The organism is Kribbella sp. NPDC050281, assembly GCF_040655855.1.
Lineage (GTDB): Bacteria > Actinomycetota > Actinomycetes > Propionibacteriales > Kribbellaceae > Kribbella.
Window position 1 is genome coordinate 86,330 of the sequence record NZ_JBFAKS010000016.1, and the last position, 21,354, is coordinate 107,683.

Annotated in this window: 29 protein-coding genes; all 29 read right to left on the minus strand. The window is 67.3% G+C overall.

The window, feature by feature from the left end; genetic code table 11:
• Window positions 1–78: 78 nt before the first annotated feature.
• Window positions 79–519, minus strand: a complete 441-nt coding sequence (gene rplO, locus AB0I34_RS19210) for a 50S ribosomal protein L15 (RefSeq protein ID WP_131512858.1) — start codon at window positions 517–519, stop codon at window positions 79–81.
• Between the two features lies 1 nt (window position 520).
• Window positions 521–703, minus strand: a complete 183-nt coding sequence (rpmD, locus tag AB0I34_RS19215; protein WP_012923669.1) for a 50S ribosomal protein L30 — start codon at window positions 701–703, stop codon at window positions 521–523.
• Window positions 703–1,302: a 30S ribosomal protein S5 gene (gene rpsE / locus AB0I34_RS19220; RefSeq protein ID WP_360446659.1), complete on the minus strand. Its 600-nt coding sequence runs from the start codon at window positions 1,300–1,302 to the stop codon at window positions 703–705. Before rpsE ends, rpmD begins: the two co-directional genes overlap by 1 nt.
• 36 nt (window positions 1,303–1,338) lie before the next feature.
• Window positions 1,339–1,722: a 50S ribosomal protein L18 gene (gene rplR / locus AB0I34_RS19225; RefSeq protein WP_131360993.1), complete on the minus strand. Its 384-nt coding sequence runs from the start codon at window positions 1,720–1,722 to the stop codon at window positions 1,339–1,341.
• 2 nt (window positions 1,723–1,724) lie between these two features.
• Window positions 1,725–2,267: a 50S ribosomal protein L6 gene (gene rplF / locus AB0I34_RS19230; RefSeq protein WP_131360995.1), complete on the minus strand. Its 543-nt coding sequence runs from the start codon at window positions 2,265–2,267 to the stop codon at window positions 1,725–1,727.
• Window positions 2,268–2,294: 27 nt separating this feature from the next.
• Window positions 2,295–2,702: a 30S ribosomal protein S8 gene (rpsH, locus tag AB0I34_RS19235; protein WP_131512855.1), complete on the minus strand. Its 408-nt coding sequence runs from the start codon at window positions 2,700–2,702 to the stop codon at window positions 2,295–2,297.
• A gap of 91 nt (window positions 2,703–2,793) precedes the next feature.
• A complete protein-coding gene (locus tag AB0I34_RS19240; protein ID WP_012923674.1) occupies window positions 2,794–2,979 on the minus strand; it encodes a type Z 30S ribosomal protein S14 in 186 nt (61 codons plus the stop codon).
• Between the two features lies 1 nt (window position 2,980).
• Entirely contained in the window at window positions 2,981–3,553 is a 573-nt protein-coding gene (gene rplE, locus AB0I34_RS19245) for a 50S ribosomal protein L5 (RefSeq protein WP_131360999.1), read from the minus strand.
• Window positions 3,553–3,939, minus strand: coding sequence for a 50S ribosomal protein L24 (rplX, locus tag AB0I34_RS19250; RefSeq protein WP_131361001.1), 387 nt, complete (start codon window positions 3,937–3,939; stop codon window positions 3,553–3,555). The genes rplE and rplX overlap by 1 nt, the downstream gene beginning before the upstream one ends.
• 1 nt (window position 3,940) lies before the next feature.
• Window positions 3,941–4,309, minus strand: coding sequence for a 50S ribosomal protein L14 (rplN, locus tag AB0I34_RS19255; RefSeq protein WP_012923677.1), 369 nt, complete (start codon window positions 4,307–4,309; stop codon window positions 3,941–3,943).
• Between the two features lie 89 nt (window positions 4,310–4,398).
• The gene (rpsQ, locus tag AB0I34_RS19260; protein ID WP_131361003.1) at window positions 4,399–4,695 is read right to left on the minus strand and encodes a 30S ribosomal protein S17; all 297 of its coding nucleotides are present in this window, start codon (window positions 4,693–4,695) and stop codon (window positions 4,399–4,401) included.
• Window positions 4,692–4,988 carry a 50S ribosomal protein L29 gene (gene rpmC, locus AB0I34_RS19265; protein WP_360446663.1) on the minus strand — a complete coding sequence of 99 codons (297 nt, stop codon included), beginning with the start codon at window positions 4,986–4,988 and terminating at the stop codon, window positions 4,692–4,694. The genes rpsQ and rpmC overlap by 4 nt, the downstream gene beginning before the upstream one ends.
• Window positions 4,988–5,407 (minus strand): 50S ribosomal protein L16, encoded by a 420-nt coding sequence (rplP, locus tag AB0I34_RS19270; RefSeq protein WP_131361007.1) that lies wholly within the window; start codon window positions 5,405–5,407, stop codon window positions 4,988–4,990. Before rplP ends, rpmC begins: the two co-directional genes overlap by 1 nt.
• Window positions 5,408–5,410: 3 nt before the next feature.
• Window positions 5,411–6,259 carry a 30S ribosomal protein S3 gene (gene rpsC, locus AB0I34_RS19275; protein WP_131361009.1) on the minus strand — a complete coding sequence of 283 codons (849 nt, stop codon included), beginning with the start codon at window positions 6,257–6,259 and terminating at the stop codon, window positions 5,411–5,413.
• 1 nt (window position 6,260) lies between these two features.
• Window positions 6,261–6,830 carry a 50S ribosomal protein L22 gene (rplV, locus tag AB0I34_RS19280; protein WP_360446666.1) on the minus strand — a complete coding sequence of 190 codons (570 nt, stop codon included), beginning with the start codon at window positions 6,828–6,830 and terminating at the stop codon, window positions 6,261–6,263.
• 49 nt (window positions 6,831–6,879) lie between these two features.
• The gene (rpsS, locus tag AB0I34_RS19285) at window positions 6,880–7,161 is read right to left on the minus strand and encodes a 30S ribosomal protein S19 (protein WP_131361012.1); all 282 of its coding nucleotides are present in this window, start codon (window positions 7,159–7,161) and stop codon (window positions 6,880–6,882) included.
• Window positions 7,162–7,176: 15 nt separating this feature from the next.
• Window positions 7,177–8,010, minus strand: a complete 834-nt coding sequence (gene rplB, locus AB0I34_RS19290) for a 50S ribosomal protein L2 (RefSeq protein WP_131361014.1) — start codon at window positions 8,008–8,010, stop codon at window positions 7,177–7,179.
• Complete coding sequence (gene rplW / locus AB0I34_RS19295; RefSeq protein ID WP_131512847.1) at window positions 8,010–8,315, minus strand: 50S ribosomal protein L23; 306 nt, start codon at window positions 8,313–8,315, stop codon at window positions 8,010–8,012. The genes rplB and rplW overlap by 1 nt, the downstream gene beginning before the upstream one ends.
• Window positions 8,312–9,007 (minus strand): 50S ribosomal protein L4, encoded by a 696-nt coding sequence (gene rplD, locus AB0I34_RS19300; RefSeq protein WP_360446668.1) that lies wholly within the window; start codon window positions 9,005–9,007, stop codon window positions 8,312–8,314. Before rplD ends, rplW begins: the two co-directional genes overlap by 4 nt.
• Window positions 9,004–9,678 carry a 50S ribosomal protein L3 gene (gene rplC / locus AB0I34_RS19305; RefSeq protein WP_360446670.1) on the minus strand — a complete coding sequence of 225 codons (675 nt, stop codon included), beginning with the start codon at window positions 9,676–9,678 and terminating at the stop codon, window positions 9,004–9,006. The genes rplD and rplC overlap by 4 nt, the downstream gene beginning before the upstream one ends.
• A gap of 16 nt (window positions 9,679–9,694) precedes the next feature.
• Window positions 9,695–10,003 (minus strand): 30S ribosomal protein S10, encoded by a 309-nt coding sequence (rpsJ, locus tag AB0I34_RS19310; RefSeq protein WP_012923688.1) that lies wholly within the window; start codon window positions 10,001–10,003, stop codon window positions 9,695–9,697.
• A 358-nt stretch (window positions 10,004–10,361) separates the two neighbouring features.
• Window positions 10,362–11,555, minus strand: coding sequence for an elongation factor Tu (gene tuf / locus AB0I34_RS19315; RefSeq protein ID WP_360446672.1), 1,194 nt, complete (start codon window positions 11,553–11,555; stop codon window positions 10,362–10,364).
• A 74-nt stretch (window positions 11,556–11,629) separates the two neighbouring features.
• Window positions 11,630–13,741, minus strand: a complete 2,112-nt coding sequence (fusA, locus tag AB0I34_RS19320) for an elongation factor G (RefSeq protein ID WP_360446674.1) — start codon at window positions 13,739–13,741, stop codon at window positions 11,630–11,632.
• Window positions 13,742–13,812: 71 nt separating this feature from the next.
• Complete coding sequence (rpsG, locus tag AB0I34_RS19325) at window positions 13,813–14,283, minus strand: 30S ribosomal protein S7 (RefSeq protein WP_131361025.1); 471 nt, start codon at window positions 14,281–14,283, stop codon at window positions 13,813–13,815.
• A complete protein-coding gene (gene rpsL, locus AB0I34_RS19330; protein ID WP_012923692.1) occupies window positions 14,283–14,657 on the minus strand; it encodes a 30S ribosomal protein S12 in 375 nt (124 codons plus the stop codon). The genes rpsG and rpsL overlap by 1 nt, the downstream gene beginning before the upstream one ends.
• Window positions 14,658–14,934: 277 nt before the next feature.
• A complete protein-coding gene (locus tag AB0I34_RS19335; RefSeq protein ID WP_360446676.1) occupies window positions 14,935–15,696 on the minus strand; it encodes a maleylpyruvate isomerase N-terminal domain-containing protein in 762 nt (253 codons plus the stop codon).
• Window positions 15,689–16,951 carry a nuclear transport factor 2 family protein gene (locus AB0I34_RS19340; protein WP_360446678.1) on the minus strand — a complete coding sequence of 421 codons (1,263 nt, stop codon included), beginning with the start codon at window positions 16,949–16,951 and terminating at the stop codon, window positions 15,689–15,691. Before AB0I34_RS19340 ends, AB0I34_RS19335 begins: the two co-directional genes overlap by 8 nt.
• Window positions 16,952–16,982: 31 nt before the next feature.
• Window positions 16,983–17,393, minus strand: coding sequence for a DUF1801 domain-containing protein (locus AB0I34_RS19345; RefSeq protein WP_360446680.1), 411 nt, complete (start codon window positions 17,391–17,393; stop codon window positions 16,983–16,985).
• 75 nt (window positions 17,394–17,468) lie between these two features.
• A complete protein-coding gene (locus tag AB0I34_RS19350) occupies window positions 17,469–21,329 on the minus strand; it encodes a DNA-directed RNA polymerase subunit beta' (protein WP_360446682.1) in 3,861 nt (1,286 codons plus the stop codon).
• Window positions 21,330–21,354: the final 25 nt, after the last annotated feature.

The window sequence follows — 21,354 nt, forward strand, 5'->3', positions numbered from 1 at the left end:
GGGCAAGAGACGAACCAGGGCTCGTCCGAACTCCAGCGCACGATATCAAGCGCCGGCTCGCACGAGCCCTGGACCTCGTTACACCTCGGTGGTGGTTCCTCCGGCCGCCTGGATCTTCTCCAGGGCGGACTTCGAGAACTTGTGCACCGAAACCTGCAGTGCCACGGTCAGTTCGCCGTCACCCAGTACCTTCACCGGCTGACCGCTGCGGACCGCGCCCTTGGCGACCAGGTCGGCCACGCCGACCTCGCCACCTTCGGGGAACAGTTGTCCGAGCTTGTCCAGGTTAACGACCTGGAACTCCACCCGGTTCCTGCTCTTGAAACCCTTCAGCTTCGGCAGCCGCATGTGCAGCGGCATCTGGCCACCCTCGAACCACTCGGGGATGTTGTTGCGCGCCTTGCTGCCCTTGGTACCGCGGCCGGCCGTCTTGCCCTTGCTGCCCTCGCCACGACCCACGCGGGTCTTGGCGGTCTTGGCACCGGGCGCCGGACGCAGGTGGTGAACCTTCAGCGCCATGTCAGTCGACCTCCTCGACGGTGATGAGGTGGCGAACAGTGCGGACCATGCCACGGATCTCCGGGCGGTCGTCGTGAACGGCGACGTCGCCGATCCGCTTCACGCCCAGCGTGCGCAGGGTGTCGCGCTGGTTCTGCTTGCCACCGATGCCGGAACGGGTCTGGGTCACCTTCAAGCGTGCCATCAGGAAGCCGCCTCCGCCCGCGCCTTCAGCAGTGCCGCCGGGGCGACGTGCTCGACCGGCAGGCCACGGCGCGCGGCCACGGCCTCCGGGGTCTCCAGGCTGCGCAGCGCCGCCACCGTCGCGTGCACGACGTTGATGGCGTTGGACGAGCCCAGCGACTTGCTGAGGATGTCGTGGATCCCGGCGCACTCCAGTACGGCGCGTGCCGAGCCACCCGCGATCACACCGGTACCGGGAGCGGCCGGACGCAGCATGACAACGCCTGCGGCCTTCTCGCCCTGGACCGGGTGCGGGATGGTGCCCTGGATCCGCGGCACCTTGAAGAACGCCTTCTTGGCCTCCTCGACACCCTTGGCGATCGCCGCGGGCACCTCCTTGGCCTTGCCGTAACCCACACCGACGGTGCCTTCACCGTCGCCGACGACCACGAGGGCGGTGAAGCTGAAGCGACGACCACCCTTCACGACCTTGGCGACACGGTTGATGGCTACCACGCGCTCGATGTAGGCGGTCTTGTCAGCTGCCTGACCGCGACCACCGTCGCGACCACGGCGCTCACCACCGGCGCCGCCTCCGCGACGCTGCTGGCCTCCGCTCATTTCGAACTACCTCTTCCTGTGTTTTGTGTCGCCATGTCAGAAGCCGAGCCCGCCCTCACGGGCGGCGTCGGCCAGGGCCGCGATGCGGCCGTGGTACTTGTTCCCGGCCCGGTCGAACACGACCGAGTCGATGCCGGCTGCCTTGGCCCGGTCGGCGATCAGGCCGCCGACGGTCTTGGCCTTGTCGGTCTTGTTCGCCTCCGCGCCACGCAGGTCGGCCTCCATGGTGGAGGCGGACGCCAGCGTCTTGCCGGCCACGTCGTCGATGACCTGTACGAACAGGTGCCTCGACGACTTGGTGACCACCAGCCGCGGCCGGTCGGCCGTGCCGTTGATCTTCTTCCGGACCCGGATCTGGCGACGCAGTCGCGACGCCGTCTTCTTGGCGGAGTGCTTGTGCGGACGCAGTCCGATCGCCATGGTTACTTACCAGCCTTTCCGACCTTGCGGCGCACCTGCTCGCCGGCGTACCGCACACCCTTGCCCTTGTACGGCTCGGGCTTGCGCAGCTTGCGGATGTTGGCGGCAACCTCGCCGACGGACTGCTTGTCGATTCCCTGCACCGAGAAACGGGTCGGCGCCTCCACCGTGAACGTGATGCCTTCCGGCGCGTCCACCGTGATGGTGTGGCTGTACCCGAGCGAGAACTCCAGCTGGGCCGGGCCCTTGGAGATGACGCGGTACCCCACGCCGACGATCTCGAGCTTCTTCTCGTAGCCCTCCGTCACTCCGGTCACCAGGTTGGCGATCAGGGTGCGGGACAGGCCGTGCAGTTCCTTGCTCTTGCGCTGGTCGTCCGGGCGGGTCACGGCGATGGCGCCGTCCTCGTCCCGGTTGACCGCGATGGGCTCAGCCACAACGTGCGAGAGCTGACCCTTGGGACCCTTCACGGTGACCGTCTGGCCGTCGATCGTGACGTCGACGCCGGACGGGACCGAGACCGGGAGCTTACCGATGCGAGACATTTCTGTGGTCCTCCTTCCGGTTCTTCGTCACCAGACGTAGGCGAGGACTTCCCCGCCAACGCCCTTGTTCTTGGCCTGTCGGTCGGTCAGCAGTCCCTGGGACGTCGAGATGATCGCGACGCCCAGGCCACCGAGGACCTTGGGCAGGCTGGTCGACTTCGCGTAGACCCGCAGACCCGGCTTGCTGATCCGGCGGACGCCCGCGATGGAGCGCTCCCGGCTCGGGCCGAACTTGAGGTCGACGACCAGGGTCTTGCCGACGGCGCCCTCCTTGGGCTCCTCCACCTTGTAGGAGGAGATGTAGCCCTCCTGCTGGAGGATGTCGGCGATGCCCTGCTTGATCTTGCTGTACGGCATCGAGGTCGACTCGTGGTACGCCTGGTTGGCGTTGCGCAGACGCGTCAGCATGTCTGCGATCGGGTCGGTCATCGTCATGGCCTGGGGCCTCTTTCCCGCCGTGGTTTCGCCGGCCGGCGACCTACGGTGACTAGATGGTGAGTGGAGAAAAGATCGGGGGTGGAGACGGTCACCAGCTGGACTTGGTCACACCGGGCAGCTCGCCCCGGTGCGCCATCTCCCGCAGGCAGATCCGGCACAGGCCGAACTTGCGGAAGACCGCCTTCGGCCGGCCGCAGCGCTGGCAGCGGGTGTAACCGCGCACCGCGAACTTCGGCTTCCGGGCCTGCTTGACCTTGAGTGCTGTCTTCGCCACGTCAGTTCTCCTTGAACGGGAAACCGAGCTGCCGAAGCAGGGCCCGGCCCTCGTCGTCGTTCTTCGCGGTGGTCACCACGGTGATGTCCATGCCCCGGACCCGGTCGATGCGGTCCTGGTTGATCTCGTGGAACATCACCTGCTCGGTCAGGCCGAAGGTGTAGTTCCCGGTGCCGTCGAACTGCTTCGGCGACAGACCGCGGAAGTCACGGATCCGGGGCAGCGCGAGCGCCAGCAGCCGGTCCAGGAACTCCCACATCCGGTCGCCGCGCAGCGTCACGTGCGCACCGATCGGCATGCCCTCACGCAGCTTGAACTGCGCGATCGACTTGCGGGCCTTGGTCACCTGCGGCTTCTGCCCGGTGATCGCGGCCAGGTCCTTCACCGCGCCCTCGATCAGCTTCGAGTCGCGAGCCGCCTCGCCGACGCCCATGTTCACCACGATCTTGGTGAGGCCGGGCACCTGCATGACGTTCTCGAACTGGAACTGCTCCTGCAGCTTGCCTACGATCTCCTCGCGGTACTTCGTCTTCAGCCGCGGCTGGACCCTGGTTTCGGTCACTGCGGTGGTCATCAGATCTCCTCGCCGGTACGCCGCGCGACCCGGACGCTCCGGAAACCGGTGTACGTCGAGCCGTCGGGGCGCCGCTTCTGCACCTCGACGCGGTTGTAGCCGACGCGGGTGGTCACCTTCTGCTTCTTGCCGTCCTTCTCGACCTCGACGACGAGCATCACGTTCGAGACGTGGATCGGGGCTTCCTGGGTGACGATGCCACCCGTGGTGCCGCCGCGCTGGGCCTGCTGCACCTTGGTGTGCTTCTTGACCCGGTTCACGCCCTCGACGATGACCTTCTCGGCGTCGGGCAGGACCTGGATGATCTTGCCCTCGAGGCCCTTGGACTTGCCGGCGATCACGCGGACGAGATCACCCTTCTTCACGTGCAGTTTCCTCTGCGCCATCTCAGAGCACCTCCGGGGCGAGCGAGATGATCTTCATGAAGCGCTTCTCCCGCAGCTCCCGGCCGACCGGCCCGAAGATGCGGGTACCGCGGGGCTCGCCGTCGGCCTTGAGGATCACCGCGGCGTTCTCGTCGAAGCGGATGTAGGAGCCGTCCGGACGCCGGCGCTCCTTCACGGTCCGCACGACGACCGCCTTGACGACGTCACCCTTCTTCACACCGCCGCCCGGGATCGCGTCCTTGACGGTGGCGACGATCGTGTCACCGACACCGGCGTAGCGCCGACCGGAGCCACCGAGCACCCGGATGCAAAGGATCTCCTTCGCACCCGTGTTGTCGGCGACCTTCAGTCGCGACTCCTGCTGGATCATCTGTTGATCTCCTGGTTGTCTCGCTGGTTCTCACTCACGTGAGCCTTGCGGAACGAATAAATTCGATGGGTCGCCCGACGTGCGGGCAACTACTTGGCCTTCTCGAGGATCTCCACGACGCGCCAGCGCTTGGTCGCCGACAGCGGCCGGGTCTCCATCAGGAGGACGCGGTCGCCGGTACCGGCGGCGTTCTGCTCGTCGTGCGCCTTCAGCTTGCTGGTGCGACGGATGACCTTGCCGTACAGCGCGTGCTTGACCCGGTCCTCGACCTGGACCACGACGGTCTTGTCCATCTTGTCGCTCAGCACCAGGCCCTCACGGGTCTTGCGGCGGCCTCGCGTCTGGGTGGTCGTGCTCACGGTCTCGTCCTTCGCGTTCTCGGTCATGCCTTGCTCCCAGCCTTCTCGCTGTCGTCCGCGGTCTCCTCGACGTCAGCCTCGGCCTCGGCCTCAGCGACCGGGGCGTCGACCTCGTCGGTGATGCCGAGCGCCCGCTCGGTCAGCACCGTGTAGATGCGGGCGATGTCCTTGCGGACGGCGCGCAGCCGGCCGTGGGACTCCAGCTGGCCCGTGGCAGCCTGGAACCGGAGGTTGAACAGCTCCTCCTTGGCTTCGCCGAGCTTGCTCATCAGCTCGTCCCGGCCCAGGTTCCGCAGCTCGGCGGCAGTCTGGATAGCCATCAGTTCTCACCTGCCTCTCGGGCGATGAAGCGGCACTTCATCGGCAACTTGTGGATCGCGCGACGCAGGGCCTCGCGAGCGATGTCCTCCGGTACGCCGGACAGCTCGAACAGGACCCGGCCGGCCTTGACGTTGGCGATCCACCACTCCGGCGAACCCTTACCGGAACCCATCCGGGTCTCGGCCGGCTTCTTGGTCAGCGGGCGGTCGGGGTAGATGTTGATCCACACCTTGCCGCCACGCTTGATGTGCCGGGTCATCGCGATACGCGCGGCCTCGATCTGCCGGTTGGTGACGTAGTGGTTCTCCAGCGCCTGGATGCCGAAGTCACCGAAGGCCAGCGTCGTACCACCCTTGGCAGCGCCGGAGCGCTTCGGGTGGTGCTGCTTGCGGTGCTTGACCTTGCGGGGGATGAGCATGGTTCAGCTCTCCGTTCCGGTCGTCTCAGCGGGCTTGTCGGCAGCGGGGGCGGTCGCCTCGGCCCGCGGGGCCTCGGCGCGGTCGCCACCACGGCCACCGCGGTCACCACGGTCGTCCCGACGGTCGTCGCGGCGGCCACCACGGCCACCACGGTCGTCGCGACGGGCCGGGCGGCGCTGCTGAGTGGCGGCACGGGCCGCGGCCTGCGCCTCGCGCTCGGCCCGGGAGCCGGCCACGTCACCCTTGTAGATCCAGACCTTCACGCCGATCCGGCCGAAGGTCGTACGGGCCTCGTAGAAGCCGTAGTCGATGTCCGCGCGGAGCGTGTGCAGTGGCACCCGGCCCTCACGGTAGAACTCCGACCGCGACATCTCCGCGCCACCGAGGCGGCCGGAGCACTGGATCCGGATGCCCAGGGCGCCGCCACGCATGGTGGTCTGCATCGCCTTGCGCATCGCACGGCGGAACGCCACGCGGCCGGACAGCTGCTCGGCAACGCCCTGCGCGACCAGCTGGGCGTCGACCTCGGAGTTCTTCACCTCGAGGATGTTCAGCTGCACCTGCTTGCCGGTGAGCTCCTCCAGGCTGCCCCGGATCCGGTCCGCCTCGGCGCCACGGCGACCGATGACGATGCCCGGACGGGCGGTGTGGATGTCGACCCGGACCCGGTCACGGGTGCGCTCGATCTCCACGCGGGAGATGCCGGCGCGCTCCATGCCCTTGCTCAGCAGGCGGCGGATCTTGACGTCCTCGCCCACGTAGTCCTTGTACAGCTTGTCGGCGTACCAACGGCTCTTGTGATCGGTGCTGATGCCGAGACGGAACCCGTGCGGGTTAACCTTCTGGCCCACGTCAGGACTCCTTCTTCTCAGCGGTCTTCTTGGCAGCCGTCTTCTTGGCGGTCGCCTTCTTGGCCGGCTTGTCGGCGGCCTCGGCCTTGTCGGCGGCGGCCTTCTTGGCCGGAGCCTTCTTGGCCGTGTCCGCCTTCTTGGCAGACTTCTTCGCCGGCTTCTCGGCCGGCTCTTCCTCGACCCGCGGCGCCACGACCACAGTGATGTGGCTGGTCCGCTTGTCGATCCGGGTGGCCCGGCCCTGGGCACGCGGGCGGTGACGCTTCAGCGTCGGGCCCTCGTCCACATAGGCCTTCGCCACGACCAGGTCGGCCCGGCTCAGGTGCTCGGTGCCCTCGGCGTTCGCCGCGGCGCTGTCGACGACCTTGTACACGGTCGCGGCAGCGGCCTGCGGGGCGAACTTCAGAGTGGCGAGTGCGTCGTCGACGCCCAGACCGCGCACCAGATCGACCACGCGGCGCGCCTTCATCGGCGTCACGCGGACGAAGCGCGCGACCGCGAAGGCCCCGGGCTCGTCGCCCAGCAGGCCCTCGCGACGGGCACTGACGGCCCTACGCTCTTGAACGCTCATGATGTTCGAATCTCTCCGTAGGTTGCTATCGCTTCATCACTGACCGAGGTCAGCGACGCCGTGACTTCCGGTCGTCCTTCTCGTGACCCTTGAACGTGCGGGTCGGGGCGAACTCGCCGAGCTTGTGCCCGACCATCGCGTCCGTCACGAACACCGGCACGTGCTTGCGGCCGTCGTGCACCGCCAGCGTGTGGCCGATCATGTCCGGCACGATCATCGATCGGCGGGACCAGGTCTTGATGACGTTCTTGGTGCCCTTCTCGTTCTGCACCTCCACCTTCTTCATCAGGTGGTGGTCGACGAACGGGCCCTTCTTCAAGCTGCGTGGCATTCTGGCCGGCTCCTATCAGCGCTTCTTGCCGGCCTTGCGGCGCCGGACGATCATGCGGTCGCTTTCCTTGCGGGTGCGGGTACGCCCCTCGGGCTTGCCCCACGGGGACACCGGGTGGCGTCCACCCGAGGTCTTGCCCTCACCACCACCGTGCGGGTGGTCGACCGGGTTCATCGCGACACCGCGGACGGTCGGGCGCTTGCCCTTCCAGCGCATCCGGCCCGCCTTGCCCCAGTTGATGTTCGACTGCTCGCCGTTGCCGACCTCACCGAGGGTGGCGCGGCAGCGTACGTCGACCATCCGGACCTCGCCGGACGGCATCCGCAGGGTGGCCATCCGGCCTTCCTTCGCGACCAGCTGGATGCTGGCACCGGCCGAGCGGCCCATCTTGGCGCCGCCGCCCGGGCGCAGCTCGACGGCGTGCACCGTGGAGCCGACCGGGATGTTGCGCAGCGGCAGGTTGTTGCCGATCTTGATATCGGCGGCCGGGCCGTTCTCGACGATCGTGCCCTGCTTCAGGTTCGACGGGGCGAGGATGTAGCGCTTCTCGCCGTCGACGTAGTGCAGCAGCGCGATCCGCGCGGTGCGGTTCGGGTCGTACTCGATCTCGGCGACCTTGGCCGGCACGCCGTCCTTGTCGTACCGCTTGAAGTCGATCAGCCGGTACGCCCGCTTGTGACCGCCACCGTGGTGCCGGGTGGTGATCTTGCCGGTGTTGTTCCGGCCGCCCTTCTTGGGCAGCGGACGCAGCAGCGACTTCTCGGGGGTCGAACGGGTGAGCTCGACGAAGTCGGCCACGCTCGAGCCACGGCGGCCCGGCGTTGTCGGCTTGTATTTGCGGATACCCATTACGACTGGCCTCCGAAGATGTCGATGCGGTCGTCACCCTTGAGGGTCACAATCGCTCGCTTGGTGTCCGGGCGCTTGCCCCAGCCGGCACGGGTCCGGCGGCGCTTGCCCTTGCGGTTGATGGTGTTGACGTCGCTGACCTTGACCTTGAACACCTTCTCGACCGCGAGCTTGATCTCGGTCTTGTTGGCGTTCGGGTCCACCTCGAACGTGTACTTCTGCTCGTCCAGCAGGCCGTAGCTCTTCTCGCTCACGACCGGCCGCAGCAGCACGTCCCGCGGATCCTTGTTGACTCCGTGGCTCATGCCTCAACCTCCTGCTCGGCCTCGGTCGACGTGGCGACGGCCTTGACGGACTTGCCCTGGGGCGCGCCGGCGACGAAAGCGTCGAGGGCACCCTGGGTGAACACGACCGCGTCGCTGCACAGCACGTCGTACGCGTTCAGCTGGTCGGCCGCGATCAGGTGCACGTGCTGGACGTTGCGCAGGCTCAGCCAGGTGAGCTCGTCGGCCCGCTCGACCACGACCAGGACCTTGCCCGGCTCGGTCGCCGCGGCCAGCACGTTCAGCGCGGCCTTGGTGGACGGCTTGTCACCGTCGACGAACTTCTCGACCACGTGCACGCGGCCGTCACGGGCCCGGTCCGAGAGCGCACCGCGGAGCGCGGCGGCGATCATCTTCTTCGGGGTCCGCTGGCTGTAGTCGCGCGGCACCGGGCCGTGGACGACGCCACCGCCGGTGAACTGCGGCGCGCGGATCGAACCCTGGCGGGCGCGACCGGTGCCCTTCTGCCGGTACGGCTTGGTGCCACCGCCGGAGACCTCGCCGCGGGTCTTGGCCTTGGCCGTGCCCTGGCGGGCCGCGGCCAGCTGGGCCACCACGACCTGGTGGATCAGCGGGATGTTGACCTGGACGTCGAACAGCTCGGCCGGAAGCTCGGCGGAGCCCTTCTTACTGACCTTGTCGCCCTTCACGACGACGACGTCGACCGAGCTCATTTCTGGGCTCCTTTCACAGCTGCGCCCTTAGCGGCGTTGCGGATCAGCACGAGGCCGCCCTTGGGACCGGGCACCGCACCCTTCAGCAGGATCAGGCCGCGGTCGGTGTCGATCGCGTGCACGGTGATGTTCTGCGTGGTGACCTGCTCGGCGCCCATCCGGCCCGCCATCCGCAGGCCCTTGAAGACCCGGCCCGGGGTGGCGCAGCCGCCGATGGAACCCGGCGAGCGGTGCTTCTTGTGGACACCGTGGGTGGCGCGGAGGCCGTGGAAGCCGTGCCGCTTCATCACACCGGCGAAGCCCTTGCCCTTGCTGGTGGCGGACACGTCGACCCGCTCACCGGCCTCGAAGGCCTCGGCCTTGATCTCCTGACCCAGCGTGTACTCGCTGGCGTCGGCGGTGCGCAGCTCCAGCAGGTGGCGCCGCGGCGTCACGCCGGCCTTGTCGAAGTGGCCGCGCATCGGGCTGGTGACCTTGCGGGGGTCGATGTCGCCGAAGGCGATCTGGACGCCGTCGTACCCGTGGCTGTCCGAGGTGCGAACCTCGGTCACGACGCACGGGCCGGCCTGGATCACGGTGACGGGGACGACACGGTTGTTCTCGTCCCAGGTCTGGGTCATGCCGAGCTTGGTGCCCAGCAGACCGCGCGTGTTCTTGGTAGAAGTGCTCATTGGTTGTTCGCGTCCCTCAGAGCTTGATCTCGATGTCGACACCGGCCGGCAGGTCGAGCCGCATCAGCGAGTCGACGGTCTTCGGCGTGGGGTCGATGATGTCGATGAGCCGCTTGTGGGTGCGCATCTCGAAGTGCTCGCGGCTGTCCTTGTACTTGTGCGGCGAGCGGATGACGCAGAACACGTTCTTTTCCGTCGGCAACGGCACCGGGCCAGCAACCTTCGCACCAGTACGCGTCACCGTGTCGACAATCTTGCGTGCCGAGCTGTCGATGACCTCGTGGTCGTAGGCCTTCAGCCGGATGCGGATCTTCTGTCCCGCCATCGCTTCGCTTCGTCCTTCTCTATCGTCAACGTCTGTGTTGCTCCGACCCCCGCGGTCGGGTGTGTCGCGTGCGCGGCACGCACGTGACTCACCGCTTCATCGACCTGGAATGGTGATCGGGGCCCGGTCTCGGACCGGAACCTCGGCATGGTCTCCGGTCCGGCGCACTCGCCAGACGCATGGTCTGGGGCGCGCCCCGGCGGCCTCGCCTGAGCAACCTGAATATTGTGCCAGAGATCGGCGCCGAAACGCCAATCGGGTGGCTTCACGCCCGATCCGGCCCACCTGAGCGCCGGATCGAGGCGCAAAGCAGAGGTCCGCGGGGCTCAGGATGCGAGCCCTCGCGGACCTCGTGAGATCACTTGATGATCTTGGTGACCCGGCCGGCGCCGACGGTGCGGCCACCTTCGCGGATCGCGAACTTCAGACCCTCTTCCATGGCGATCGGCTGGATCAGCTCGACCGACATGTCGGTGTTGTCGCCCGGCATGACCATCTCGGTGCCCTCGGGCAGCGTGACGACGCCGGTGACGTCCGTGGTGCGGAAGTAGAACTGGGGCCGGTAGTTCTGGAAGAACGGCGTGTGACGGCCGCCCTCCTCCTTCGACAGGATGTAGACCGACGCGTCGAAGTTGGTGTGCGGGGTCGTGGTGCCCGGCTTGATGACGACCATGCCGCGCTCGACGTCCTCGCGCTTGGTGCCACGAAGCAGCAGACCGACGTTCTCACCGGCCTGGCCCTCGTCCAGCAGCTTGCGGAACATCTCGATACCGGTGACCGTGGTGGTCTGCTTCTCCGGACGGATGCCGACGATGTCGACGGTCTCGTTGATCTTGACGACACCGCGCTCGATCCGGCCGGTGATGACCGTACCGCGACCCGTGATGGTGAAGACGTCCTCCACCGGCATCAGGAACGGCTTGTCGATCTCACGCACCGGCTGCGGGATGTAGGAGTCCACCGCGTTCATCAGCTCGATGATCGACTCGCCCCACTTGGCGTCGCCCTGGAGCGCCGGGTGAGCGGCGACGCGGACGATCGGCGCGTTGTCGCCGTCGAACTCCTGCTCCGAGAGCAGCTCGCGGACCTCGAGCTCGACGAGCTCCAGGATCTCCTCGTCGTCGACCATGTCGCACTTGTTCAGCGCCACGACCATGGCCGGCACGCCGACCTGGCGGGCGAGCAGAACGTGCTCACGCGTCTGCGGCATCGGGCCGTCGGTGGCGGCGACGACCAGGATCGCGCCGTCCATCTGAGCCGCGCCGGTGATCATGTTCTTGATGTAGTCCGCGTGACCCGGGCAGTCGACGTGGGCGTAGTGCCGGGCCTCGGTCTGGTACTCGACGTGCGCGATCGAGATGGTGATACCGCGCTGACGCTCTTCGGGCGCCTTGTCGATCTGATCGAAGGCCGATGCCTCGTTGAGCGTCGGGTACTTGTCGTGCAGCACCTTGGTGATCGCCGCGGTAAGAGTGGTCTTACCGTGGTCGATGTGACCGATGGTGCCGATGTTGACGTGCGGCTTAGTCCGCTCGAACTTCGCCTTCGCCACTGGGGCCCTCCTAGTTAAATGTTGACTACGCCGTACGCCGACGCGCTTGGGGTGTGGTGGTCAGGAGCGAGAGACTACTCGCCCCGGGCCTTCTTGATGATCTCTTCCGCCACGTTCTTCGGAACCTCGGCGTAGGAATCGAACTGCATCGAGTACGACGCGCGGCCCTGCGTCTTGGAACGCAGGTCACCGACATACCCGAACATCTCCGACAGCGGCACCAGGGCCTTGACGACCCGGCTGCCACCGGGACCCTCGTCCATCGACTGGATCTGGCCACGGCGGGAGTTGAGGTCGCCGATCACTTCACCCATGTAGTCCTCAGGGGTGGTGACCTCGACCGAGAACATCGGCTCGAGGATGACCGGGGTCGCCCGCCGGGCAGCGTCCTTGAAGGCCATCGAACCGGCGATCTTGAACGCGAGCTCGGAGGAGTCGACATCGTGGTAGGCACCGTCGGTCAGCGTGACCTTGACGTCCACCATCGGGTAGCCGGCCAGTACGCCGAACTCCATCGCTTCCTGCGCGCCCTCGTCCACCGACGGGATGTACTCCCGCGGGATCCGGCCACCGGTGACGGAGTTGACGAACTCGTAGCCGCCTTCGCCGCCGGCCTCGACCGAGGTCGGCTCGATGTTGATGATCACGCGCGCGAACTGACCCGAACCACCGGTCTGCTTCTTGTGCGTGTAGTCGACCTTCTCGACCTTCTTCTTGATCGTCTCGCGGTAGGCGACCTGCGGCTTGCCGACGTTGGCCTCGACGCGGAACTCGCGCTTCATCCGGTCGACCAGCACCTCGAGGTGCAGCTCGCCCATACCGGCGATGATCGTCTGGCCGGTGTCCTCGTCGGTCCGGACCTGGAAGGTCGGGTCCTCCTCGGCCAGCCGCTGGATCGCGACGCCCAGCTTCTCCTGGTCGCCCTTCGACTTCGGCTCGATGGCGACCGAGATGACCGGGGCCGGGAACTGCATCGACTCCAGCACGACCGGCTTGCCCGGGTCGGCCAGCGTCTCACCGGTGGTGGTGTCCTTCAGACCCATCACGGCGACGATGTGGCCGGCGCCGATCGACGCGATCTCCTCACGCTTGTTCGCGTGCATCCGGTAGATCTTGCCGATCCGCTCCTTGCGCCCCTTGGTGGGGTTCAGGACCTGGGTGCCGGTCTCGAGCTTGCCCGAGTACACCCGGATGAAGGTCAGCTTGCCCAGGTGCGGGTCGGCCGCGATCTTGAACGCCAGCGCCGAGAACGGCTCGCTGTCGTCCGGCTTGCGCAGGACGACCTGCTCGCTGTCCTTGACGTCGTGGCCCTCGATGGCCGGAACGTCGAGCGGGCTCGGCAGGAACGCGTTGATCGCGTCGAGCAGGGGCTGCACGCCCTTGTTCTTGAACGCGGTGCCGGTCAGCACCGGGGTCAGCTTGCTCGCGATCGTCGCGCGCCGGATGCCGGCCATGATCTGCTCCTCGGTGGGCGCTTCGCCCTCGAGGTACATCTCCATGATCTCGTCGTCGGCCTCGGCCAGCGTCTCGATCAGCTTGTCGCGCCACTCGGCGGCGATCTCGGTGTGGCTGGCCGGGATCTCCTCGACCGTGTAGTCCTCACCCATCGTCGTCTCGCCGCGCCAGGTCAGCGCACGCATCCCGATCAGGTCGACGACGCCGATGAAGTCGGACTCGGCACCGATCGGCAGCTGCAGCACCAGCGGCACCGCGGCCAGCCGGTCGACGATCATGTCGACGCAGCGCATGAACTCCGCGCCGGTCCGGTCGAGCTTGTTGACGAAGCACATCCGCGGTACGCCGTACCGGTCGGCCTGACGCCACACGGTCTCGGACTGCGGCTCGACGCCGGCAACGCCGTCGAACACCGCGACGGCACCGTCCAGGACGCGCAGCGAGCGCTCCACCTCGACGGTGAAGTCGACGTGCCCGGGGGTGTCGATGATGTTGATGGTGTGGTCTTTCCAGGTGCAGGTCGTCGCGGCGGACGTGATCGTGATGCCGCGCTCCTGCTCCTGCTCCATCCAGTCCATCGTGGCGGCGCCGTCGTGGACCTCACCGATCTTGTAGGTGATACCGGTGTAGAAGAGGATCCGCTCGGTCGTCGTCGTCTTGCCGGCGTCGATGTGAGCCATGATCCCGATGTTGCGGACCTTGGCCAGGTCGGTGGTGATTTGTACGGCCACCTCGGTGGTCTACCTCTCGATTCTGTACTGCTGTCAAAGGGTGAGCGCTGGGGTCCGGATCGGACCCCGGATCACCAGCGGTAGTGGGCGAAAGCCTTGTTGGCTTCGGCCATCTTGTGCGTGTCCTCGCGGCGCTTGACCGAGGCTCCCAGGCCGTTGGAGGCGTCCAGGATCTCGTTCATCAGGCGCTCGGACATGGTCTTCTCGCGACGCGCCCGGGAGTACGTCGTCAGCCAGCGCAGCGCCAGCGTGGTGGACCGGCCCGGCTTGACCTCGATCGGCACCTGGTAGGTCGCACCACCGACGCGCCGGCTCTTCACCTCGATGCTCGGCTTCACGTTGTCCAGCGCACGCTTCAGCGTGATCACCGGGTCGGTGCCGGTCTTGGTCCGGGTGCCCTCGAGCGCGGTGTAGACGATGCTCTGCGCGATCTGCTTCTTGCCGTCGACCAGGATCTTGGAGATCAACTGGGTGACGAGCGGCGAACTGTAGACCGGGTCGATGATGACCGGACGCTTCGGGGCGGGGCCCTTGCGCGGCATTAGCTCTTCTCCTTCTTCGCGCCGTAACGGCTGCGCGCCTGCTTGCGGTTCTTCACACCCTGGGTGTCGAGCGAACCGCGGATGATCTTGTACCGGACACCCGGCAGGTCCTTCACACGACCGCCACGCACGAGCACGATCGAGTGCTCCTGCAGGTTGTGGCCGACGCCGGGGATGTACGCGGTGACCTCGATGCCGCTGGTCAGGCGGACACGCGCGACCTTGCGAAGGGCCGAGTTCGGCTTCTTCGGCGTGGTCGTGTAGACGCGCGTGCACACACCGCGACGCTGAGGGGAACCCTTCAGGGCGGGCGTCTTGTTCTTGGACACCTTGTCCTGGCGGCCCTTGCGGACCAGCTGCTGAATGGTGGGCACCGCGTAGGTCTCTTTCTGTCGTCCGGCTTTCTTCTGCTCTGCTTTTGCTGACCCCCGCGGTCGGGTGTGTCGCGTGCGCACGGGCGTACCGAAGCCGTAATCTTCCAGACTGTCGGCAGGAGTCCCGTGCCACGCGCGCAACCCGTTCGACCAGGGGCACGCATGACGGCCCAGGATGACCCGGGCACGATCGTTAAGACTAGCGGCTGCCTCAAGCACGGTCAAAATGACTGACCGCACGGGCCTGAGGCTGGTCCGCTCGTCCAGTTTACAGGGTCTACGGAGTGGCCCGGCCGGCCAGGAAAGCGGATGCCACCGCCTGGTCCCCCTCGACCGTCAGAACGCTCCCCGGCAACCGCTTCCAGAGGCACAGATCCAGCTCCGCGGCAGTGCCGGAGACGACCGCCTCACCGGCTGCCGCACCTCGCTCCACCTGGGGCGGATCCCCTTCTGACACAGGCGTCAGCGTCCACTCGTCGCCCGTGTCGGTCGCCCGTACGCCGATCCGCCGGGTGACCGCCGGGGCGACCCGCCGGGCCAGCATCCGAGGCAGGAAGACCCCGAACACTTCGTCCACCCCGTCGGCCGCCAGGGCCGCAGGTACGACGGCCAGACCACTGGTGGCCCGCCCTCCGGCGGAGACGCCGGCCTGGACCGCGTCCACGAGGTGGATGGCTGTCTCATGCGTGCGCCGCCGGGACCAGAACCCCGCGTACTGCGCGACCGGCGCGAAGTTCCAGCACGGCTCGTCCGGATCGACGGCCCGGATCGCGGCGGCCAGCGCCGCGGTCGTACCGGCATACCAGTCGCTCCAGGAGATCGTCGTACGCAGGACCTCCGGGACCCTCTGGGAGGTGCCGCTGAGCAGGATCGACGCTGCCCAGCGCTGGCCGGAACCGATGTGCAGGGCCAGGTCGGCCAGCGTCCAGCCCGGGCAGGCGGGCACCTCGGACGCCGGGTCGGCCTGGTCGAGGACGGCCGCGAATTCCGCGGCCGTCCGCTCGAACTCGGCCAGATAGTCGATCGGTCCGTCAGGCACGGAACTCGACGTCGGTGATCAGCCCCTCGGAGACCCGGTACAACGCGATCATCGGGACCCCTTCGCCGGTGTCGTAGGCCAGCACATGCTCGACGACCCAATCGCCCAGCATCAGCTTCTGCACGACCTCGGTCTTGCACCGTCCGGCAGCGAACCGTGACCCGTAGTACTCGCGCAGGAACCGGCGGCCCTTCAGCTCGGTGCTGTCGGCGAGGTGGATCCGGGCGGTCGGCGAGTACGTCGCCAGGAACGCCTCCAGGTCGTGCGCCGCGTACGCCGCGTGCTCGCGCCCCACCACCCGGGCGGCCGGAGTGTCCACCGGAACGGCGGGAGTGGTCGGAAGAGGATCGAGCGTCGGAACCGGAGCGGTCGGCGCCGGCTGACTGGCAGGCGCAGCCGGAGTCGGGAGATCCATCAGCGGTTCAGCCGCGGCCGGCGTACGCGCAGCGGTCTTTCGTGATGCCGGGGCGCTCTTGGCCCTGGTCTTGGTGGTGGTCGTCGGTGAGGTGGATGCCGTGGTCACGCCGTCCGGGTCCTCGCCCAGGTGGGCGATCGCCCAGTCCAGGGCCTTGGTGACGGCGGCGCGTGATTCTTCGGTGTGGTCGAGCATGTCGAACCCGTGGTGCCCTTTCGGTACGTCGATGATGTCCAGCGCGCTGCCACCTGCGGAGACGAACTCCGCGACCGGACCGGCGAGTTCCTCACGCTCGCGTCCGGCTCGGGTCAGCAGCACCGGCAGATCCTTGTGTTTCCCGATCACTTCGGCGGCGGTGACCAGGTCGTCGACACCGGGCGGGGTGGCGAGCAGGGGGTAGGTCAGGGCGATGCAGCGCAGCCAGTCGGGGCGGCTGTCCAGCCACTCCCCGGCCAGCAGGCCCGCACCGGAGAAGAACCACAACCCGACCCGATCGGGGTCGACCCGTGGATCAGAACGCAGTACGCCGATCGCAGCCTCCACCTCGTCCGCGGCGGTGACCAACTGGTCGAAGCCGCGAATCAGGCTGTGGTCGACGACTGCGGCCACCAGGCCTCGCCTGGCGACAGCGGTCGCATAGCCCTTGTAGACCGGCCAGTCCCGTGGTGTGGCCACGAGCTCGGCTGGTCCCGGTCCCCCGTGCACGAACAGCATCGCGCCCGTCCGGGCAGTCCCGGCCGGACGGTAGATGTCGATCTCTCCAAGCCTGTCCACCCGCACGTCGGGCCCGTCCAGTACCCCCAGGACGAAAGGCCGCAGATAGGCCGGGAGATCCGTCATGGACCAATCTTGGCCTATCACCCGGACACTTTCAGCCCCGCCCCCGAGTGTCTTGTGCAGACCGGCGTACCAACTCGGTCAGAACGCCGGAATCCACGTCTGCCAAGCGTTTGACGTACAGGCATCCGGCGCTGGTCGTATGCGGCCCGAGGCGGGTGAGCAATTCGTCGTACCCGTCGAAACCCGCGGTCAGATAAAGCGTCAGTGCTTGTTTCCGGACCGCGAATCCGACGTCGAACCAGTCCAGCTCGCGACCGCTCTCGTAGACCAGGTGGCGGTCGCCGAAACCGACGATCGACGGTCCCCACAGGGCCGGCTCCAGACCGGTCGCCCTGGTGATCAGTGCGTTGAGCTCGCGGGCGTCGTCGCCCCGGACTCCGGCGATGCCGGCCAGGTAGTCGTCGACGGACGCGTCCGTCTTCCGGGTCTTGTTCTCGGCCATGGTTCATCCTGGCCGGAACGCCGCGAGGGCGGCACCCCCTGGTGGGAGTGCCGCCCTCGGCGGGATTGACTCGGCTCAGTTCTGGTAGGAACCGAGGTCGAAGTCGTCGAGCGGGACCGACTGACCGGTGGACGGGCCGAAGTCGTAGTCGTACGACTCGTAGCCGACCATCGAGTACATCGCGGCCTTCGCCTCCTCGGTGGGCTCCACCCGGATGTTGCGGTACCGGTCCATGCCCGTACCGGCCGGGATCAGCTTTCCGATGATGACGTTCTCCTTCAGACCGACCAGCGAGTCGGACTTGCCGTGGATCGCGGCCTCGGTGAGGACGCGGGTCGTCTCCTGGAAGGAGGCGGCCGACAGCCACGACTCGGTGGCCAGCGAGGCCTTGGTGATACCCATCAGCACCGGACGACCCGAGGCCGGCGTACCGCCCTCGGCGACCACGCGGCGGTTCTCCGCCTCGAACATGATCCGGTCCGCGAGCTCACCCGGCAGCAGCTGGGCGTCGCCCGACTCGATCACCGTGACCCGGCGCAGCATCTGCCGGACGATGATCTCGATGTGCTTGTCGTGGATGGCCACACCCTGCGACCGGTACACCTCCTGGACCTCGTCCACCAGGTGCTCCTGCGCCTTGCGGACACCCAGGATCCGCAGAACCTCCTGCGGGTCCGGCGTACCCTGCGTCAGCTGCTGACCGACCTCGACGTGCTGACCCTCTTCGATCAGCAGGCGGCCACGCTTCGACACCGGGTAGGCGACCTCCTCGGAACCGTCGTCCGGGGTGAGCACCAGCTTCCGGGTCTTGTCGGTGTCCTCGATCGAGATCCGGCCCGCGGCCTCCGAGATCGGCGCCTTGCCCTTGGGCTGGCGGGCCTCGAAGAGCTCGACCACACGCGGCAGACCGTGGGTGATGTCATCACCCGCGACACCACCGGTGTGGAAGGTCCGCATCGTCAGCTGCGTCCCCGGCTCACCGATGGACTGGGCCGCGATGATGCCGACCGCCTCGCCGATGTCGACCGGCTTGCCGGTCGCCAGCGAACGGCCGTAGCACTTCGCGCAGGTACCGGTCTTGGCGTCACAGGTCAGCACGGAGCGGACCTTGACCTCCTCGATCCCGGCCTCGACCAGCTTCGCGATCGAGACGTCGCCCAGATCGCTGCCGGCCGTCAGCACGACCTTGCCGCTCGCGTCGGACACGTCGGTGGCCAGCGTCCGTGCGTACGCGCTGGTCTCGACGTTCTCGGCGTGCACGACCTTGCCGTCCGGACCGGGCTCGCCGATCTTCTTCGGCAGGCCCCGCTCGGTGCCGCAGTCCTCCTCGCGGATGATCACGTCCTGCGAGACGTCCACCAGACGACGGGTCAGGTACCCCGAGTCGGCGGTCCGCAGCGCGGTGTCGGCCAGACCCTTCCGCGCACCGTGGGTGGCGATGAAGTACTCGACCACCGACAGGCCCTCACGGAAGTTGGACTTGATCGGCCGGGCGATGATCTCACCCTTCGGGTTGGCCACCAGCCCACGCATACCGGCGATCTGCCGGATCTGCATCATGTTGCCTCGGGCACCCGAGTGGACCATCATCCAGATCGGGTTGGCCTTCTCGAAGTTCTCCTCCATCGCCTTGCCGACCTCGGCGTTGGCGCCGGTCCAGATCTCGATCAGCTCCTGGCGCCGCTCGGACGAGGTGATCAGACCCCGCTCGAACTGCTTCTGGACCTTCTCGGCCTGCGACTCGTACCGGGCCATGATCTCCGGCTTGGACGGCGGCGTGCTGAAGTCGTCGATCGACACGGTCACACCGGACCGGGTGGCCCAGCGGAAACCGAGATCCTTCAGCGCGTCGAGGGCGTTGGCGACCTCGACCTTGGAGTACCGCTCGGCCAGGTCGTTGACGATCCCGCCCAGCTGCTTCTTGCCGACCTCGACGTCGACGAACGGGTAGTCCGTCGGCAGCGCCTCGTTGAACAGCGCCCGGCCCAGCGTGGTCTCCAGGGAGAACCCGCCCTCGGCCCGCTCGGTCGCACCGGCAGGTACGCCGGACTCGTCCAGACGCAGCGTGATCTTGGCCTGCAGCGACAGCTCGTTGCGGTCGAACGCCATCAGCGCCTCGGCCACCGAGCTGAACGCCCGGCCCTCACCCAGGGCGCCTTCCTTCAGCATGGTCAGGAAGTAGATGCCGATGATCATGTCCTGCGTCGGCATCGTGACCGGACGGCCGTCGGCCGGCTTCAGGATGTTGTTGGTCGACAGCATCAGGATCCGCGCCTCGGCCTGGGCCTCGGCCGACAGCGGCAGGTGCACCGCCATCTGGTCACCGTCGAAGTCCGCGTTGAACGCGGAGCAGACGAGCGGGTGGATCTGGATCGCCTTGCCCTCGATCAGCTGCGGCTCGAACGCCTGGATGCCGAGCCGGTGCAGCGTAGGCGCACGGTTCAGCAGGACCGGGTGCTCGGTGATGACCTCTTCCAGCACGTCCCAGACCTGGGCGCGCTGGCGCTCGACCATCCGCTTGGCGGACTTGATGTTCTGCGCGTGGTTGAGGTCGACCAGCCGCTTCATGACGAACGGCTTGAACAGCTCCAGCGCCATGGCCTTCGGCAGACCGCACTGGTGCAGCTTCAGCTGCGGACCGACGACGATGACCGAACGGCCCGAGTAGTCGACCCGCTTGCCGAGCAGGTTCTGACGGAAGCGACCCTGCTTGCCCTTGAGCATGTCGGACAGCGACTTCAGCGGCCGGTTGCCCGGGCCGGTGACCGGACGGCCACGACGGCCGTTGTCGAACAGTGCGTCGACGGCCTCCTGCAGCATCCGCTTCTCGTTGTTGACGATGATCTCCGGCGCGCCCAGGTCGAGCAGTCGCTTGAGCCGGTTGTTCCGGTTGATCACCCGGCGGTACAGGTCGTTCAGGTCCGAGGTGGCGAACCGGCCACCGTCGAGCTGGACCATCGGCCGCAGGTCCGGCGGGATCACCGGCACGCAGTCGAGCACCATGCCCATCGGGCTGTTGTTGGTGGCCAGGAACGCGGTCACGACCTTGAGCCGCTTCAGGGCGCGGGTCTTGCGCTGGCCCTTACCGGTCTTGATCGTCTCGCGCAGGTTGTCCGCCTCGGCCTTCAGGTCGAAGGTCTCCAGCCGGCGCTGGATCGCGGCGGCACCCATGGCGCCCTCGAAGTACTTGCCGAACCGCTCCTTCATGGCGCGGTAGAGGATCTCGTCGCCCTCCAGGTCCTGGACCTTCAGGTTCTTGAACCGGGTCCAGACCTCGTCGAGGCGGTCGATCTCGCGCTGCGCACGGTCGCGCAGCTGCTTGACCTCACGCTCGGCGCCTTCCTTGACCTTGCGGCGTACGTCGGCCTTGGCGCCCTCGGCCTCGAGCTGCGCCAGGTCCTCCTCGAGCTTCTTCATCCGCGTCTCGATGTCGTTGTCGCGCCGGTTCTCGAGCTGCTTGCGCTCGACGTCGGTCCGGCCCTCCAACGACGACAGGTCGCGGTGCCGCGCCTCGTCGTCGACGTCGGTGATCATGTACGCCGCGAAGTAGATGACCTTCTCCAGGTCCTTCGGGGCGAGGTCGAGCAGGTAGCCGAGTCGCGACGGGACACCCTTGAAGTACCAGATGTGGGTGACCGGCGCGGCCAGCTCGATGTGGCCCATCCGCTCACGGCGCACCTTGGAGCGGGTGACCTCGACGCCACACCGCTCGCAGATGATGCCCTTGAAGCGAACGCGCTTGTACTTGCCGCAGTAGCACTCCCAGTCCCGGGTGGGACCGAAGATCTTCTCGCAGAAAAGGCCGTCACGCTCGGGCTTGAGCGTCCGGTAGTTGATCGTCTCGGGCTTCTTGACCTCGCCGTGCGACCACTGACGGATCTCATCCGCGGTGGCCAGGCCGATCCGAAGCTCGTCGAAGAAGTTCACGTCGAGCACGATGTGTTATCTCCCGATTGTTGAA